General features: G+C 35.6%; 12 protein-coding genes and 3 pseudogenes. 8 read left to right on the top strand and 7 right to left on the bottom strand.

Annotation, left to right across the window (positions count from 1 at the left end):
• Nucleotides 1–262 precede the first annotated feature (262 nt).
• Nucleotides 263–3,070 carry a tetratricopeptide repeat protein gene (locus tag AASI_RS05660; RefSeq protein ID WP_012473208.1) on the bottom strand — a complete coding sequence of 936 codons (2,808 nt, stop codon included), beginning with the start codon at nucleotides 3,068–3,070 and terminating at the stop codon, nucleotides 263–265.
• Between the two features lie 356 nt (nucleotides 3,071–3,426).
• Between AASI_RS05660 and AASI_RS05665 the strand changes: the two are divergent.
• A pseudogene (locus AASI_RS05665) lies at nucleotides 3,427–4,369 on the top strand (IS481 family transposase).
• A 133-nt stretch (nucleotides 4,370–4,502) separates the two neighbouring features.
• Here the strand turns inward: AASI_RS05665 and gyrB are convergent.
• From gyrB to AASI_RS05680, 3 genes are all read right to left on the bottom strand, one after another.
• Nucleotides 4,503–6,458 carry a DNA topoisomerase (ATP-hydrolyzing) subunit B gene (gene gyrB / locus AASI_RS05670; RefSeq protein WP_012473209.1) on the bottom strand — a complete coding sequence of 652 codons (1,956 nt, stop codon included), beginning with the start codon at nucleotides 6,456–6,458 and terminating at the stop codon, nucleotides 4,503–4,505.
• A gap of 161 nt (nucleotides 6,459–6,619) precedes the next feature.
• Complete coding sequence (locus AASI_RS05675; RefSeq protein WP_148204973.1) at nucleotides 6,620–6,892, bottom strand: hypothetical protein; 273 nt, start codon at nucleotides 6,890–6,892, stop codon at nucleotides 6,620–6,622.
• Nucleotides 6,873–7,199, bottom strand: coding sequence for a hypothetical protein (locus tag AASI_RS05680; protein ID WP_148204974.1), 327 nt, complete (start codon nucleotides 7,197–7,199; stop codon nucleotides 6,873–6,875). Before AASI_RS05680 ends, AASI_RS05675 begins: the two co-directional genes overlap by 20 nt.
• Nucleotides 7,200–7,346: 147 nt before the next feature.
• Between AASI_RS05680 and AASI_RS08675 the strand changes: the two are divergent.
• The 7 genes and pseudogenes from AASI_RS08675 to AASI_RS05705 form a co-directional block, all read left to right on the top strand.
• Nucleotides 7,347–7,741, top strand: a pseudogene (locus AASI_RS08675) (IS1-like element ISCaa4 family transposase); the annotation flags it as partial.
• A 39-nt stretch (nucleotides 7,742–7,780) separates the two neighbouring features.
• On the top strand, nucleotides 7,781–7,903 hold the full coding sequence (locus AASI_RS09230) for a hypothetical protein (protein WP_262481529.1): 123 nt from the start codon (nucleotides 7,781–7,783) through the stop codon (nucleotides 7,901–7,903).
• 187 nt (nucleotides 7,904–8,090) lie between these two features.
• Nucleotides 8,091–8,579, top strand: coding sequence for a hypothetical protein (locus AASI_RS05685; protein WP_012473212.1), 489 nt, complete (start codon nucleotides 8,091–8,093; stop codon nucleotides 8,577–8,579).
• Nucleotides 8,543–8,941: a hypothetical protein gene (locus tag AASI_RS05690; protein ID WP_012473213.1), complete on the top strand. Its 399-nt coding sequence runs from the start codon at nucleotides 8,543–8,545 to the stop codon at nucleotides 8,939–8,941. Before AASI_RS05685 ends, AASI_RS05690 begins: the two co-directional genes overlap by 37 nt.
• Before the next feature lie 12 nt (nucleotides 8,942–8,953).
• A complete protein-coding gene (locus AASI_RS07720; RefSeq protein ID WP_012473214.1) occupies nucleotides 8,954–10,618 on the top strand; it encodes a patatin-like phospholipase family protein in 1,665 nt (554 codons plus the stop codon).
• A gap of 78 nt (nucleotides 10,619–10,696) precedes the next feature.
• A complete protein-coding gene (locus tag AASI_RS05700; RefSeq protein WP_012472753.1) occupies nucleotides 10,697–11,524 on the top strand; it encodes an IS5-like element ISCaa6 family transposase in 828 nt (275 codons plus the stop codon).
• A 113-nt stretch (nucleotides 11,525–11,637) separates the two neighbouring features.
• Complete coding sequence (locus tag AASI_RS05705; RefSeq protein WP_012473215.1) at nucleotides 11,638–12,627, top strand: SEL1-like repeat protein; 990 nt, start codon at nucleotides 11,638–11,640, stop codon at nucleotides 12,625–12,627.
• Nucleotides 12,628–13,259: 632 nt separating this feature from the next.
• On the opposite strand, the gene AASI_RS05710 is transcribed toward AASI_RS05705, so the two are convergent.
• The 3 genes and pseudogenes from AASI_RS05710 to AASI_RS05720 all read right to left on the bottom strand — a co-directional run bounded on the left by AASI_RS05710 (nucleotide 13,260) and on the right by AASI_RS05720 (nucleotide 17,279).
• Entirely contained in the window at nucleotides 13,260–15,605 is a 2,346-nt protein-coding gene (locus AASI_RS05710) for an F-box/LRR-repeat protein (protein ID WP_012473216.1), read from the bottom strand.
• A gap of 511 nt (nucleotides 15,606–16,116) precedes the next feature.
• Nucleotides 16,117–16,850, bottom strand: a pseudogene (locus AASI_RS05715) (DDE-type integrase/transposase/recombinase); the annotation flags it as partial.
• Between the two features lie 135 nt (nucleotides 16,851–16,985).
• Nucleotides 16,986–17,279: a hypothetical protein gene (locus tag AASI_RS05720; protein ID WP_012473217.1), complete on the bottom strand. Its 294-nt coding sequence runs from the start codon at nucleotides 17,277–17,279 to the stop codon at nucleotides 16,986–16,988.
• Nucleotides 17,280–17,527: the final 248 nt, after the last annotated feature.

Below are 17,527 nucleotides of genomic sequence, written 5' to 3' on the forward strand. Positions count from 1 at the left end.
TTGAATAAGCTATAGTGTGTTTTAAATAAATAATTATACCATTATAAGTAGCGACGTAGCCATAGTTACGGATAGCATTATAAAAGCGGCCTATTTTATAAAAAGGCTTAAGGATAATAAACATCCAGCTTAAGAAATAAAATAAGGAGTATTTACCTTCGCTAGCTAGGGCCATGTTAATGATGCTGTATATTTTATAATAAGTTACTAGATTAATTAAAAAATAATTGATACATAATTTGGTTGGTTATACGTTTATCTTTTAGATACTAAAATCTTTTTCAACAACTTTAAAGCTAAATAAGGTACGAGGGTATGCATACGGTTCTTCTATTCTTAAAATCATATTGCGCTCTTTTCTAAAATTTTTATTACGAATACCTGACCCTTTTTCAATCTGCCTAAATAGTGCCTGATAATAAGTCCTCAATTCTACGATCTGGTCTTCAAGCAATTTTAATTTATTTGTATATATCTCTTCTAATGCATTTTCTATTTCTAAGTTTTGTGAGAGCTTCTGTTTATCTAACTCTGACAAATCTGAATCTAGTAAATGGTATCTGGTTTCTATATCAATTGATCGCTTATGTGTTTTTGTACGCAATTTTTCATATATACGTTTAAGATGATTAAGAATGTTTTCAGCCTCTCTATATAAATGTTGATTTAATGCTTCTTCCATAATTTCATCTGCTAACTGAACTATGGGCCGATCAAAACTTATATAACTTTTTCCCTGATATATATGCCCCTTTATATAAGGTATAATACCTGTTAACTTTTGACGTGCATCAATGGCTTGTTTAAATTCTGGATCCTTAAAATCTAAGCTATTTATCATTAGCCCATTAGCCGTTTTAAGTTTGTAATTCCACTGTATAAATTTGAACATTATCTCCTCAAGCTTTTTATATAATCCAATTTGAAAGGTAGCGCAGGTGCCTAAATGGTCTCTTTCCTTTTGTATTAACATTGCTTGGTAGTTTCCAAGTAAGTTTGCTTCAATAGCTTCTAACGCCTCATGTTCGTTATCACCACCTTCCATATCATTAGAACCTTCTGACATCTCTTCTTCTTCTGATTGAGTGGTAACAAATAGGGAGTATTTCTCTGAAAAATACCTTTCTTTATAAAACCAGAAAAATGCGTTAGAAAAATCTTGAGCCATCTGAACTCCTTTAAAGTACATTTTTCCTAAAATTTCCCCAGCATCATCACAACTTCCTATTGCTGCCTTGATTAGCCATTTAAGCGCTTCCTTAGAATCATATATTATATCTTCTTCTATTCCCCGTTTATAATATATATCTATTAGTTTTGATAGAGCGAGATCATAATTTTTTTCTGCAGATTCCTTAAGTAATTCCATAGCTCGCTTATTACTAAAACCTACCCCCCGGCCTGCAAAATACATGATGGCCAATTGATATTGGGATTCCGGATTTCCTTGTTTGGCTGCCTCATTATACCAGTAAATAGCTTTTTCAATATCCAGCTCATCTCTGTTAATATAAGAATGATATGTGTTCTCTAATTCTGATTGAGCCTCTACGTCTCCTGCTTTAGCTTGTATTAAGGTTTCGTAAAATCCACACCATTTATAATCATCTATCTGTGATTCTGGTCCATAATGATATAAATTACCTAATAAGAATTGTGATTCTTGATGTCCTTGTTTAGCTGCTTGAGCATAATAGGCAGCCATTCTTTCGTAGTCTTCATATATGCAGTCTGGTGCATAGAAATCTCTCCCTAATGCAAGCTGAGCATGAGCATTTCCTTGATCCGCTGCTTTTTTTAACCAGCAAAAGGACTGATGAAATGTTTCAGCTACCTCTCTTTTTACAGATGTAGACCATTTATCTTCATCATTAGCTTTAAATAACAATATATAGCCTAAGTTAGTTTGAGCTAGTGCATCTCCTAATTCTGCAGCCAACCTTACTTTTTCTATAATCTTTTCTATAAAAGGTAATTTAAAGAAATCCATACATTCGTACTTAGTATAATAAGTATACCGATAATAATTATATATTAGCAAAAGAACATATCGTTGATCTTGTAATGCTTTTTCTTCTATATTTGACCATTTGTCCGGTTCAAGATCATATTGCAGGCACCCATGTATACCTGAACGTAAATTCAACCTAACAATCGCTTCTTGAGCATACGGGCTATTATCATTAGCACACTTTACTAATTCTATCTCTGACATACGGCTGTATACATCAGGTATAACCATCTCTTCAATAAAAGCATGTAGAACTTCTACTTCAGCTTCTTCTTCAGTTTCTACGCTTTCTTTGCCTTTAGCTAATCTCTTTGCTCTTTTCTCTTTTCTCTTTATAGCATCATTTAAACTCATTGCACTACTACTGTTTTCTAGGTTACGCTTTCTTTTTCTACTACCATCCGGACTTTCTTCTGCTGTACTCATACCCATTTGTTCTAAAGCAACAGAACCTACTGATATAGCTATATTTTCTTCATCATTTACCTTCGGAATATCTATTAGCATTAACCTATTATCTGTTACTATTTCTGATTCTTCCGTAGAACTATTCCAATCTACATACGATGTACTGAGAATATTGCCACCCTCATTCAAAAGTAAAAATTGAACTTTTACTTTTGTTACACCTACTCCCGGTACAAGTTTGAAAGGTATCATTAACTCCTCGCTTTCTAAGTTTAACTTTTCCTCCTCTATAAAATAGTTTAACGGTTTATTGATACTTGATGCCCTCTTACCTTTACCTGATCTATTACGATATTCTAGCAAATTATTACTATCCTGCTCTCCTTCTATGACAATTAGATTTACATTTAATGCATAACCAGCAAGGCTAGCCTCTTCTACATCATCACTCAGCACAAAATGAACATCCATATGTCGGTCCACCCCTGAGCTTACTTCCATCTTTAAATTGCTTCCTACTTGGTGGACTCCATTTGACACACATGTATGGAAATTGGTGCTTGCTATAACTAGTGCAATACCTAAGGCAATATTCTTGGTATATCTATAGATAGCCCCTTGACGGGTTTTTATTAATATGGCTTTACACATATTTGTATGTAATGATTTTTGATTGATGGAATAACTATGTATTGAAAACTTTAAATCGATTAGAAGGTTTTTTATTTGCAGTAAAAATACAATAGAATTATTAGACCTACTGCGAAACAACTGTTATAAAAAAGCAAAGGTGCATTTTGCATAATTGAGAAAATACAAGAAATGAAAATATGCATTTAAAGCATGTGAAACGCAGGTTAAATTTTTACAAATAGTGAATTTAACTCTCAAAAATTAAACTTTTATATAGATTCTCTGTTTCGCAGTAGGTCTATTTGTTTGGTCCCCAACAATTATGGTTATATTAGCAAGGATATTATTAGTGATAAAAACCAAGTAAAAAAACTATGGGACAATTACTACATAAATGCGCCCGACAACAGAGAAAACTCGTAGAGAAATACAGTTATCAAAACAGAGTATAGCTTCCCTTGCTAGGCGTTTTGGAGTTAATCGTAAGACAATAGCTAAATGGAAAAATAGGACTTCTTGCCAAGATGTGCCTATGGGGCCTAAAGTAAAGCGTTCTAAGGTGTTAACTGAGCAAGAAGAGAAGGTTGTTATTGCTTTTAGAAAGCTTACAGGGTTACCCTTGGAGACTCGCTATACACTCTACAAGAAACTATACCTCACTTATCGCGTTCTACTTTGCATCGCTGCTTTCAGCGACACGGCTGCCCTAAGCTAGAGAAAGTGAAGCTTAACAACAAAGCAGCTAAGAAGCAGTTTAAAGCTTATCCTATCGGCTACTTCCATATAGATATAGCACAAGTGCAGACCGCCCAGGGTAAACTGTATTTGTTTGTGGCAATAGATAGAACTAGTAAGTTTTGTTATGCCCGCTTATATGCATTTGCTTCCAAGTCAGCAGCCGTAGGCTTTCTTCAAGACCTGATAGCTTTTGTTCCTTATAAGATACATAAAATACTTACTGATAATGGTGTACAATTTACAAACAGGAAAGAAGGAGAATTAGCGCTCGAGCATATGTTTGACCGCATTTGTGAGCAAGAAGGCATCGTTCACAGAAGAACGCAGCTGGCACATCCATGGACCAATGGCCAGGTAGAGCGCATGAACAGAACAATCAAAGAGGCTACTGTGCAAAGCTATTATTATAGTAGCCATCAGCAGTTAGAGCGGCACTTAAATGACTTCTTGTTAGCTTATAATTTTGCTCGTACACTTAAGGCACTCAAGGGCAAAACTCCTTGGCAATTGATAGAGGAACAATGGCAAAAAAACCTCACCTTTTTCACCAAAATATTAATACCTTTACTAACGGACTAAACAACCTAAAATATCATTTAAATATGGCTAATACATTTAAAATGGAAACTATACATTAGCCATTTTAAAAATATTAACCATACATCTACTCACTTTTAAGCCTCTAACTCTAACCTTTTTGTAATAAGACACCTTAAATATCTATCTGTGCATACTTAGCATGCAGCTGAATAAAGTCTCTTCGTGGTGCCACTTCATCACCCATAAGTATAGAAAACAAATGATCAGCCTCTGCCGCAGATTCTATAGTAACTTGCTTTAAGCTTCTCACAGCAGGATCCATAGTAGTAGTCCAAAGCTGTTCAGCATTCATCTCTCCTAAACCTTTATAGCGCTGTATATTTACCGACTCTGTTTTACCATCTGGCGAAAAGTCTTTAACAGCTGCTATACGATCTTGTTCCGTCCAGCAGTATCGTGACTCACTTCCTCGTTTTACCAAGTAAAGAGGTGGCAAAGCAATATAAAGGAATCCTCTTTCTAAAAGCACTTTCAGATACCTATAAAAGAAAGTTAATATAAGGGTACGTATATGGCTACCATCTACATCGGCATCAGTCATGATAATCACTTTATGGTAGCGGAGTTTTTCTAGATTAACAGCCTTGGCATCTTCTTCTGTACCAAAAGTTATACCCAAAGCCATAATCATATTCCGAAGCTGCTCATTATCATAAATTCTATGCTCTTGGGCTTTTTCTACATTTAGTATTTTTCCCCGCAATGGTAAAATAGCTTGAAATCTTCTATCCCTACCCTGCTTAGCCGTACCACCTGCAGAGTCACCCTCTACCAGGTATAATTCACAAGCAGCAGGATCATTATCAGAACAATCGGCCAATTTACCAGGCAACCCTCCACCAGTAAGCACATTTTTACGTTGGACCATCTCTCTAGCTTTGCGAGCCGCATGACGTGCCTGGGCAGCCAAAATTACTTTGGAAACAATTATCTTAGCTTCCTGAGGATGTTCTTCTAAGTAGTTTTGGAGCGTTTCACTAACACAGCTATCTACAGCACCCACCACTTCCGCATTACCTAGTTTGGTTTTTGTTTGTCCTTCAAATTGAGGTTCAGATACTTTTACGGAGATAACGGCTGTAAGCCCTTCTCTAAAATCATCTCCTACGATTTCTACCTTAGCTTTTTCTAGTAAATTGGACTTCTCTGCATAACTTTTAAGTGTACGTGTGAGAGCCCTTCTAAATCCAGCTACGTGCGTACCACCCTCTATTGTATTAATGTTATTGACATAGGAAACAACATTTTCTGTAAAACCTGTATTGTAACTTAAGGCTACTTGTACAGGGACATCATATTTTTCTCCCTCCATATAAATAGGTTGAGGGATTAATTTCTCTCGAGCATCGTCTAGGTAGGCAACAAATTCTGCTAAGCCTCCTTCTGAATGGAAGGTTTCTTGAAGAAAGTTCCCTTCTTGGTCTTGCTCGCGTAAATCTGTTAATTCTATTGTAAGGCCTGCATTTAAGTAAGCCAACTCACCAAGCCTTGCAGCAATAGTGCTATAGTTGTAAGTGGTTGTAGTAAAAATGGAATCATCTGGCTGGAAATGTATAGTAGTTCCTCGCAGAGTTGTTGTTCCTACTTCTTTAACAGGGTATAATGGGGCACCTTTGGCATATTCTTGCTGATATATTTTACCATCTCTATATACAGTAGCCTGTAAGTGTGTGGAAAGTGCGTTTACGCAAGATACACCTACGCCATGCAACCCTCCAGAAACTTTATAAGTTCCTTTATCAAACTTACCACCAGCATGCAACACAGTCATAACTACTTCTAAAGCAGATCTTTTTTCTTTTGCATGTATGTCTGTAGGAATACCTCTACCATTATCAGATACGGTAATAGAATTATCTGAATGGATCTGTACTTTAATAGTAGTACAATAACCCGCCAACGCTTCATCGATTGAGTTGTCGACAACTTCCCATACCAAATGGTGTAATCCTTTAGGACCAATATCGCCAATATACATGGCCGGACGCTTTCTTACAGCTTCTAATCCTTCTAGTACTTGAATGCTATCTGCTGAGTAGGTATTTTGTAGTTTTTGGGTTTCTTCCATGTGCTTGCTTAGCTACGTTTGAAATATGGCTAAGATACACAAAACCGAGCGATTTTTATGGATTACATAAGCAATATTTTATCTCGATATTAATTTAACTTAGTAAGACTAAGTATGGCAGTTTGATATCACTATGTTTACTTCTTATTAGTAACTTATAGTTAATCTATGTAGATTTCATCATCTATTTTATCCTCATCTGTGCCTTTCTTCTCTTTTCCTTTTTCACTACCTACTTGCTGAATATTTGTTGTGCTAGCCGATTTTCTTCTTCGTTTCTGGCTTGCTGGTGGTTTATCCTTCCCATCCTTGCATTTGTTCTTTTTACCACTTAAAGCTTGAACATCAATCGATAATATTGAAGCAGTGGTAGTAGTTGAAACAGCCATGGCAGGTTGATATCGGATAAGATATTTATTTCCATGGTCCCTCACACATGGCAGATTTGGACAAAATGTAGGCAACAAACTTTTTCACTTTAATAGAGCCATTCTCCTTATTGAACCCTACACTTAAACCACAATTACTAGCAAGTAATTGACTTAATCTTTCCTGTAAAAGCTCACCAGCCAGCTCTTCACTTTCGAGTAAATTTCCCCACCACCATAACTTCCACCCTAGTGAGTTAGCAGGTTCTACCTGAAATCTATAAGTACAATCCTCGACTGCCTCTAAATCTTGGCATAACGGCAAGCATACAAAAACGCTATTAAACCCCATTTCTATATCATCCTTACTCAAAGCGACACCTTGCAGAACGGCATTTATAGAGGACTTTTGGCCCACTTCATCTAAATCCCACAGTATAATTTTTTACAACCTTTTTTCAAACGAAAATCTATAAGAGATTTGATTAGTTTATCAATGAATAAAAGCATGGAGTAGTCAATGAGTTTACTCACAAGCGAACAGGCAGTAGAAATAGTCGAAATAGATGAGTTGCACACGTATCTCGGTTCAAAAAAAGTACTGTTGGATATGGATTGCTGTTGATAGATTTAGCAAACGATTCCTCTCTTATGTGGGAAAATATAAAAGGCATAGGTAAGTATTATTATAATGATTATTGAAAGAGTTATGGTAAGTTTATTCCCCCAGATAAGCATATCCCAAGTAAAGCAGAGACATATACTGTGGAGGGATATAATAGTCTGACTCGATATTAGTTAGCAATATTTAAGCGTAAAGGCAAATGTTATAGCAAGCAACTACACATGATCGAAAAATCGCTCAACTTATTAATAATCGCAAAGTTAAACAATCAGTTGACTATATTAATTTAACAATGCCTGAAAGGGTTTTTAAAGGGATTTGAAGAAGAGATGCGTACCAGAAATTTAGAGATTGATGAGAATATACTAAAAAAGGATTTTCATATAAGTTTTGTTGAAGAAATGGCAGAAATTAGGGCTGAGCATATAGAATCTCTTCAAGAAGAATTGTAATAGCTAATCAGCAACTTTTCTATACAGCTTCTTATCTATAAGGTATTGATTTTACACCCGTTGTAAAATAGCTATACTTTGGATATCCAAAGTATAGCTATTTGTCCCTCTAATAGTATTTACATTTGCAAATATGCTAGATATAAACTATCATATGTTCCTCTGCTCCTCATTAAACTTTGCAACTATGAAAAGCACTTCTTCTTTAACTCAGCAATACATAGCCTCTATTTTACTTATCAGCTTACTCTTACAAAATTGTGGTGGAGGATTTGACAATCATCCACTTATTCCTACTGGGGAAGAGCAAATAGTATTTATACAACCTAATACACAAGCAATTATTACTCCAACAAGTATCCAGACTTTAATTGGTCAAGAATTAACGACTCAAGGTGGCCATGCTGTTACTTTCTATGAGGAAGCTGGTGAGTTAAAAGCAGATGTAGTGATGAATGCACCTCAAGGGTTTAGTAAAGGCTATGATGGTTTAAACGTGTATATAGAACAAGGGGCAGCATTAGCCAATTTACCATGCTTAGATACAAAAGCACAACAGTGTCGCGTTCACCTTCAGCCAGCACACGCAGGAAAGCCAGCTAAAATAGTTATTTACAAAGGAGCAGGGTTAATGGGGGGATGCAAAGAGATGAAGAAGATGAGGAAAAATATGTAGAGGACTATAAAAATGAGGATACTGATGGGAGCGATGAAGAGGATTTTGATGATGGAGGTTATGAGGAAGCACAAAAGCAACAAGGTAGTAAAGAAACGCAAGATAATAATATTAGATTAAATGATCTTCCTGATGAAGATAGTTTAGAAGTATACCAAGGGTTACTGAAATTTGCTATGGAAGGAGAAGCAGAGGCAGAATTTCGACTAGGGCAAAGGGCCTATGAGTCATGGAAAAAGGGAGGGCAAAAAGAGTCAGCTTATAATGAAGCATTAGAATGGTTAGAAAAAGCAAAGAAGCAAGGGCACGAAACTGCTATTGCTTTACTACAGCAACTAGATCCCTCTATGGTAGTGGAGTAAATTCAAGAAAGAATGAAGTTTGAAGAAGCAGAAGAGTATAGGAAACCTATAGAAGATAAGCTAAGAAAAAGACCAAAAGAAATACATGAAGAGAATGAAGGGAAAGAAGCTAGTACATCATATACAAGCGCTAGCAAATCTCAAACACAAAAAGGTCCATATCGTTATATTTTAAGTTTAAGTGGAGGGGGTATTAGAGGTGTATTAGAAGCTTATGCTTTAAGCCACATAGAAAAAACACTAGCAGCAAAAATTTTAGACTATTTCACAGACCCTGATGCGCCAGCTCCTACTGTACGGTTGGGTGAGTGTTTCGATTTAATTGTGGGTACCTCGACAGGAGGCATTATTTCTTTAGCCATGCGTGTTTTAGATCCTAGTACAAATCGGCCCCTTTATGATATGGAAACAATATTAGAAATATATAAAGATAACGGAAATAAAATATTTTCTGCTACTAATGTACTCAAGAAGAAAATTCGACAAGCTCTATATCATATATATAACCCCAAGGCTTTCGAATCCGTCTTAACAGATTATTTTAAAGAGGCCACCTTAAAAGATGTAATGAGTCCTGTTCTTATTACCGCTTATGATGCTAATAAAAACAAACCTTACTTTCTTAAGAGCCCTGAAGCAAAAGATGATAGTAGCAAGAACTTTTATTTAAAAGATGTAGCTAGGGCTACTTCAGCAGCCACCACTTATTTCCCACCTGCAAATATTAAGTCTATGGATGGAACAAAGTATTGTTTTGTTGATGGTGGGCAGGCTTCTGTTAACGACCCTACTTTTGAAGCATACAAATATGCTAAAGATTCTTTATACAAAAAATCACATTTTCACATTATTTTTTTAGGAACTGGTATTGTGTCACAAAGGAAAAGTTTGGCCTCTGCTGCACAATGGGGTGGATTGTTGATGGGGGCACCGGCTGTTATAAATATGCTTTTAGCTAGCAGTGGAGAAGCAGCTGAGGACAATGTTAGAAGTATGATTTGTGAGAGAAATAATGATACTTTTACTCGCTTAAACTTTGAAATAGATCATCAGGCTCTGGATGAAATGGATAATGCTACACCTGAAAATTTAGATAAATTATTAAATTATGCAGCAAAAACAATTGAAGAAGAAAAGGATGGAAGCTTGAAAATTATATTAGATAGGTTAGAAGAGTATTATGCCCAGCGAGAATATTATGTTTTCCATAAACTTGTCAAAGAAGTCCGTAATCAACTACAAAATGGTAATCAAAAGGTTAATCTATCAAATGCTTACTTACAAAAGCTCGCTATGCCATATGTATGTGAGCGAGCAATATGGGAAATTAGCCATGCTTTAAGTACGCTTCCTTTATCAATGTTAACCTATTTAGATTTGAGTGGTAACAAATTGATAGCTAAAGATCGTAGCTTAATATATTTAAAAAACCTCCACAGCCTTACTTATTTACTCCTTAATGATACTGATTTAACGATTGATGGTTTGGAAAGGTTAAAAGAAGCCAACTTGTCTTTAGATATACTACAAGCACGCAACAATCCAGCATTAGAACAATTTATAATAGGAGACAACAAAGTAGCCAACATGTCTACTTTTTTTGTTTTTTTTGATTGGAGCGATGAGATTTGGAAAAGTATCAGTAGGCGTGCGATTGCGAAGGCTATTAAGTACTAGACTTACTGCGAAAGAGGTTGATAAAGAGAGTAGAAAAGGTTAAAATGTAATCCTTGTTATATACTAAAAGGAATAAGTATGCATTTAACCTACACCAGAATAAGCAAGTACCCATACAATTTTAGAAGAATAACTGGATTGAGGCTAGAAACATTTGATAAATTAGTTCAAAAAGTAAGGCCTGTCTTTGAAAAGTTAGAAGCGAGCAAGCTGCGCCATGGACGTCGGAGCCATTTACCTACCTTAGAGGATAAACTGCTCTGTGTTTTGGTATATTACCGCACCTATATTAGCCATGTATTTCTAGGCTACTTATTTAACTTACACAACGCTAACATATGCCGCTTGCTAAGAAAAATGGAGCCCTTACTAGCTAAGAAAATTAGCATTAAAAAAGATAGGACTTTAACCCCAGACAAGGTATTGCGCATATTAGCAGATGTAAGTGAACAGCCTACGCAAAGACCTAGTAAAAAGCAAAAGAAATCTTATTCAGGCAAGAAAAAGAGACATACCATAAAAACAGAGATAGTCATCAGAGAAGATGGGAGAATACTGTCTGTCTCCAAATCACATAAAGGAAGAGTGCATGACTTTAAAATCCGTAAAGGAGAAAAACCCTTACCTAAAGAAAGCTTAAAGCTGGCAGATAGTGGTTATCAAGGCTGGCAAAAGCTACAGAGCAATGTAATGATACCCTACAAAAAGAGCCGTAAGCGGCCATTAACCAAAGAGCAAAAAGACCATAACAGAAAGCTAGCCTCCATACGCATGAAGGTAGAGCATAAGATAAGAGAGATCAAGGTATTTAAAATTATGGCAGAGGTATACAGGAATTTTCAGAAAAAATATAACCTTCGCTTTAACATTATATCCGGGCTTATAAACTTCAAGTACGCTTTTTAACAAATAATGTCGCTAGAGCCAAGCTCCCTTCTTTATTTTATTTAAAATTCTACTCTATTTTACCTCTTTCGCAGTAGGTCTACTATAAAATTTCTTTTTTAGACAACGTAGTTATGTCCAAGTTAGCAGGCTATTATAAAAATCAAGGACAAGAATCTCGAGCAACTATAATGGATAGTATGTCAAAAGATAAAGAAGTTACTGGATCTGCCGAGTGGCACTTAGGTAAGCTGTATGAAAATGGTTGGGGGATAACTAAAGATTGTAAAAAAGCTATAGCATGGTATCAAAGCGCGAGTTATCAAAATCATACGGAAGCACAATGTAGGCTTGGTAGGATTTATGAGAATGGTATAATAAATGGTATGATAACAGAGAAAGATGAACAAGAAGCGAGAGACTGGTATGAAAAAGCTGCTGAAAGGGGAAGTTCAGTAGCAAGGAATGCATTATGTTCTATGTATGAAAAGGCTGTAAGAGTAAGACAAGAAGATATGGAAGCACAATATAACCTAGGAGTAATGTATTACAAGTGCTGGGGAGTAGATAAAAATTATCAAGAAGCTAAAGAATGGTATGAAAAAGCTGCGGAGCAAGGATACGCGAAAGCACAACATACTTTAGCAGCAATGTATATAAATGGAGAAGGAGTAGAAAAGGACCATGTTAAAGCATTTAAATGGTGTCAAAAAGCTGCGAAGCAAGGATACGCAAGAGCACAACATAATTTAGCAGCAATGTATATAAATGGAGAAGGAGTAGAAAAGGACCATGCTAAAGCATTTAAATGGTGTCAAAAAGCTGCGAAGCAAGGATACGCAAAAGCACAAGATAATTTAGCAGCAATGTATATAAATGGAGAAGGAGTAGAAAAGGACCATGCTAAAGCATTTAAATGGTGTCAAAAAGCTGCGGAGCAGGGTAATGTAAGTGCACAATACAATAGAGCCGCTGCGAAACAGAAAATTAATAAAACTATTGGATTTTTGAGAGATAAATTTACTATCTACAAAAAATCAACCTGCCTTTTTTATACTTTAAATGCCTATTTTTATTTTTTGTGTTCTCTAAATTGTGAAAAATACTCCTCTGTTTTTTTATAACAGTTGTTTCGCAGCAGGTCTAATCTAGGAATGAGGTGTGAAAAAGAAGAAGGAATAGAGGAAAATGCTCATAAAATGGGTTTTGGCTTGAAAAAGCTGCTATGCAAGTAAATGTAGATGCTTTGAATAAACTTAAAAATTTGAATGAACTGGTAAACATGCTAAAAAAATAATATGAGTAAAAATTCCCAATGATTGAAAAATCGCTTAATTTATTAATACTAAAATTAAATAATCAGTTAACTATACTAGTTTAACAATACCCATTTTAATAACCTATTTATTCCACCGCCCAGTTAAATTTTTATTAATTGTTCACAGTTCATAAATTTTTGAGCGTGTGAAAGAATCAAATATCCCACTAATACAAAAAGCTTCGACGTCCAGTACTTTATATAATTTTATATAATAGACTTCTTCCGAAACCTATCACTTAGCCGTGTTTAAATAAGTTTATAGCTAGGGTTTATGGGATTTCAGAAGAAATCTGATAAAGAAGATACCTTAAATGTAGTTGATATATGTGGACAATTAGGTATCTCTATCTCAAGCACCAGGATGTTGCTTTAAAGTTAAATTCGCTTACTTATGAGATTATAAATACAGTTGTCGTTTTTTAGTTTACTAAATTTTTAAAATTCCCACTTAATATGAGCATACTTATCTTTTAATAATTTTTGTATATCAGCGCCTATACTATTAAAGCTTAAATTAACCGTATGTACGTTTGTTCCCTTTAAATGCTTAGCAAATCCTTCTGCTCCTTGACCGTCTATATGGTTCTCACTTAAATTAACCGTATACACCTGTGTTCCCTGTAAATGCTTAGCGAATTCTTCTGCTCCTTGGGCACCTATATGATTCCCAGCTAAAATAACCGTATGCATCTGTGTTCCCTGTAAATGCTTAGCCAATGCTTCTGCGCCTTGATCGCCTATTTGATTATAGCTTAAATCAACCGTATGCACCTGTGTTCCCTGTAAATGTTTAGCAAATCCTTCTGCTCCTTGAGCGCCTATTTGATTCATACTTAAATGAAGCGTATGCACCTTTGTTCCCTGTAAATGCTTAGCCAATGCTTCTGCGCATTGAGCGCCTATTCGATTTCCAGCTAAATGAAGCGTATGCACCTTTGTTCCTTGTAAATGCTTAGCAAGTCCTTCTGCGCCTTGAGCACCTATTACATTCCCGCTTAAATTAACCGTATGCACCTGTGTTCCCTGTAAATTCTTAGCTAATCCTACGGCTCCTTCTGCACCTATTTGATTCCCGCTTAAATTAACCGTATGCACTTGTGTTTCCTTTAAATACTTAGCAAATCCTTCTGCGCCTTGATCGCCTATGTAATTCTTACTTAAATCAACCGTATGAACCCTTGTCTCCTTTAAATGCTTACCGAATTCTTCTGCGCCTTGATCGTCTATTTGATTCTCACTTAAAACAAGTGTATGTACATTTGTCCCTTGTAAATGCTTACCGAATTCTTCTATACCTTGATCGCCTATTTGATTCCCGCTTAAATCAACCGTATGCACTTGTGTTTCCTGTAAATGCTTAGCAAATCCTTCTGCTCCTTGATCGCTTATTTGATTGTAGCTTAAATTAACTGTATGTACCTTTGTTTCCTTTAAATGCTTGGCAAATCCTTCTGCTCCTTGATCGCTTATATTATTAAAGCTTAAATTAACCGCTTGCACCTGTGTTCCCTGTAAATGCTTAGTAAATCCTTCTGCTCCTTGATCGTCTATTTCATTCCCACTTAAATCAACCGTATGCACCTGTGTTTCCTGTAAATGCTTACCGAATTCTTCTGCTCCTTGATTGCCTATTTCATTCCCACTTAAATTAACTGTATGAACCCTTGTCTCCTTTAAATGCTTACCGAATTCTTCTGCTCCTTGATTGCCTATATTGTTAAAGCTTAAATTAACTGCATGTACCTTTGTTCTTTTTAGATGCTTGGCAAACCCTTCTGCTCCTTGAGCACCTATTTGGTTATTACTTAAATTAACCATGTGCACGTTTGTTCCTTGTAAATGCTTACCGAATTCCTCTGCACCTTGATCACTTATTTGATTCTCATTTAAATCAACCGTATGTACATTTGTCCCTTGTAAATAAGGCCTAAGCTCTTGGGGTAAATTCTTAACTTTCCCCATTAAGCTATAAAAAGCAAAACTAGGCATTGTCTCGAAGTTTATTGTACTTAACTTATTACTGGCAAAATCTATTTCCTCGTCTTTGCTCCAACCAAGTGCATTAATAATATAAGAAGGCTTATTCTCCAATCCTACTACACCTGCCTCTCTAAAGCCTGTGATCAGTCCATTCCAATCTTTATTAACTGCTCTTGCTAGTAAAATATCTTTAAACTTTAAATAAGAAAAAATATATTGCCATACTTCTGAGGGAAATATATCAAAAGGACTTATTCCTTGTTTTTGCTCAATCAAATTTTCTTCCTGTTCTTCTCCTATTTCAATCCTTGCTCTTTTTCTCCTCCCTTGCGATTCTTCCTCAACTTCCCCTTCTCCTTGCATCATCCCTCCTGCTAGCCCTACTCCTTTATAAATGACTACTTTTGCTGGCTGGCTACCTTTGGCTAATTGCAGATGAACACGACGCTCTTGTAACTTTTTATCTAATTGAGGAAAAATAGAAACGTTGGTACCCTGTTCAATGTATACGTTTAATCCTGCATAGCTTTTACTAAATCCTTGAGCAGTATTCAGCACAACATCTGCTTTTGTCCTACCATCTTTCACATAAAGGGTAACAGCATGACCTCCATGGGCTATCACTTCTTCTCCGACTAAAGGCTCTATATTTATGAGAGAAACATTTCCCTCTGCCTGCATAAAGACTATCTTCTTTTCTTGGATAGGAGTAGGTGAATTCCCATCACAACTCTGTAAGCATAAGCTTATCAGTAAAACATTAGCTATGTATTGCTGCGATATTGTATAAGTCCTTTTCATATGCTAAAAATTAGTGAGGATATTATCCTAAGAAGGATCTTATTGATCTCCAAGCATAAGCATAAAGTTTATCGCATAAACAACTATACTATGCGTCTTATAGTACTATAAACTCGTATTTAATGGCTTTTGGCCAAAAGATCATAAGTATGCCAATCATAAGAATAAGCTTATAAGATATATGTTACTCAAACAGCAAATATGCTCTTTTCATATTTTAAAGCTTATCGGGGGATAGACATGTAAAGGACAATTAGCTTATATGCAAATTTAAATACCATGGAAGGGGCAAATTTCATACTTTGAGTACCCAAAGTATAGCTGATAGCCAGAGAGAAAAGATCAATATCTAATAGATAAGAATCTATATAATTTTATATGATAAAAAGTCGCTTATTATCAATTACAACTCTTCAGGAAGATCTTTTATATACTTATCATTGAATTGGAAGCACCAACTAGCTTAATTACCTTAAAAAATTCAAGCGTATTATTTCTAGATGTATGTTTAAATAGTCCTATTCGTACGCGCTACTTGTCCATTAGTGCAAGTATGGGCCAACTCGGTTCTTCTGTGAACTATGCCTTCTTGCTCACATATACAATCAAACATGTGTTCTAATGCTAATTTCCCTTCACACCTATTAGTAAATTGCACCCCCACTATCTGTTAGTATTTTATAGGGAACAAAAGCTATTAAATCTTCCAAAAAGCCTACTGCTACCGATTTGGAAGCAAATTCATATAGACTAGCCAAACAAAACTTACTAGTCCTATCTAGTGCCACAAACAAGTAGAGTTTACTTTGGTCTGTTTATACTTCTGCTATATCTGTATAAAAATAGACAATAGGTTACGCTTTAAACTGCTTCTTAATCATTTTCTCCTTAGTATACACTTTCTCCAGCTTAGGGTAGCCATGGCGCTGAAAACAGCGATACAAGCTAGGGCGAGGTAAGTGAGGAAGGTCTCTTGTAAAGTATATAGACAATCATCCAAGGGCAATTGAGTGAGCTTTCTAAAAGCAATAACCACTTGTTCCTCTTGCTGGGTTAATACCTTAGAACGCCTTACCTTAGGCCCCGAATGTAACTTAGCAAGTGGTCCTGTTTTTCCATTTAGATATCGTTTTACGGTTAACTCCATAATTGTCTAGCAAGAGTTGCTATACTCTCTCTTGATAACTGTATCTCTCTGCAGGTTTTCTGTGTTGTCCTGGCACATTGATGTAATAGTCGTCCCATAATTTTTTACTTGGTTTTTATCGCTAGTAACATCCTTACTAATATAACCATAATTGTTAGGGATCAAACATCTACTTTAATATAGCCATTCGTCTCATTAAACTCTACACTTCAAACACAATTGCTAGCAAGTAATTAGCATAATCTTTCCTGTAAAAACTCACCAGCCAGCTCTTCACTTTCTAGTAAATCCCCCCACCACCATAACTTCCACCTTAGTGAGTTAGCAGGTTCTACCTGAAATATATAAGTACAATCCTCGGCTGCCTCTAAATGTTGACGTAACGACAAGCATATAAAAACGCTATTAAGCTCCATTTCTATATCATCCTTACTTAAAGCGACACCTTGTAAAACGGCATTTATAGAGGCCTTTTGGTCCACTTCATCTAAACCACATAGTATAATTTTTAAACTTTTTTCAAACAACGTCTAATATTGGCAGACCCGTGAACGCGTACGTGCTGTCTTCATTGGAGCATAAACATTATAAATACAAGGAAAGTTTAAAGGTTAGGTTGTGATTACAAGGACAACTTATTTTTTACTCTTATTATAATATACTTATTAATAAAATTGATAATGGTAAAAAGCTTAACTATAGCCTTGATAGGCTTCGTATCATTTCTTTAAATTATTTTAATAAAAAATGTCAGCCTAATTGTAATTTACACTAT

Origin of the sequence: Candidatus Amoebophilus asiaticus 5a2 (genome assembly GCF_000020565.1) — a bacterium.
GTDB classification, from domain to species: Bacteria; Bacteroidota; Bacteroidia; order Cytophagales; family Amoebophilaceae; genus Amoebophilus; species Amoebophilus asiaticus.

Excerpts from the sequence above, each read along its gene's own strand:
- AASI_RS09230 (WP_262481529.1), top strand. The coding sequence starts at position 7,781 with ATGCGTACCAGAAATTTAGAGATTGATGAGAATATACTAAAAAAGGAT.
- gyrB (WP_012473209.1), bottom strand. The coding sequence starts at position 6,458 with ATGGAAGAAACCCAAAAACTACAAAATACCTACTCAGCAGATAGCATT.
- AASI_RS05690 (WP_012473213.1), top strand. The coding sequence starts at position 8,543 with ATGCAAAGAGATGAAGAAGATGAGGAAAAATATGTAGAGGACTATAAA.
- AASI_RS07720 (WP_012473214.1), top strand. The coding sequence starts at position 8,954 with ATGAAGTTTGAAGAAGCAGAAGAGTATAGGAAACCTATAGAAGATAAG.
- AASI_RS05705 (WP_012473215.1), top strand. The coding sequence starts at position 11,638 with ATGTCCAAGTTAGCAGGCTATTATAAAAATCAAGGACAAGAATCTCGA.
- AASI_RS05685 (WP_012473212.1), top strand. The coding sequence starts at position 8,091 with ATGAAAAGCACTTCTTCTTTAACTCAGCAATACATAGCCTCTATTTTA.
- AASI_RS05700 (WP_012472753.1), top strand. The coding sequence starts at position 10,697 with ATGCATTTAACCTACACCAGAATAAGCAAGTACCCATACAATTTTAGA.
- AASI_RS05660 (WP_012473208.1), bottom strand. The coding sequence starts at position 3,070 with ATGTGTAAAGCCATATTAATAAAAACCCGTCAAGGGGCTATCTATAGA.
- AASI_RS05710 (WP_012473216.1), bottom strand. The coding sequence starts at position 15,605 with ATGAAAAGGACTTATACAATATCGCAGCAATACATAGCTAATGTTTTA.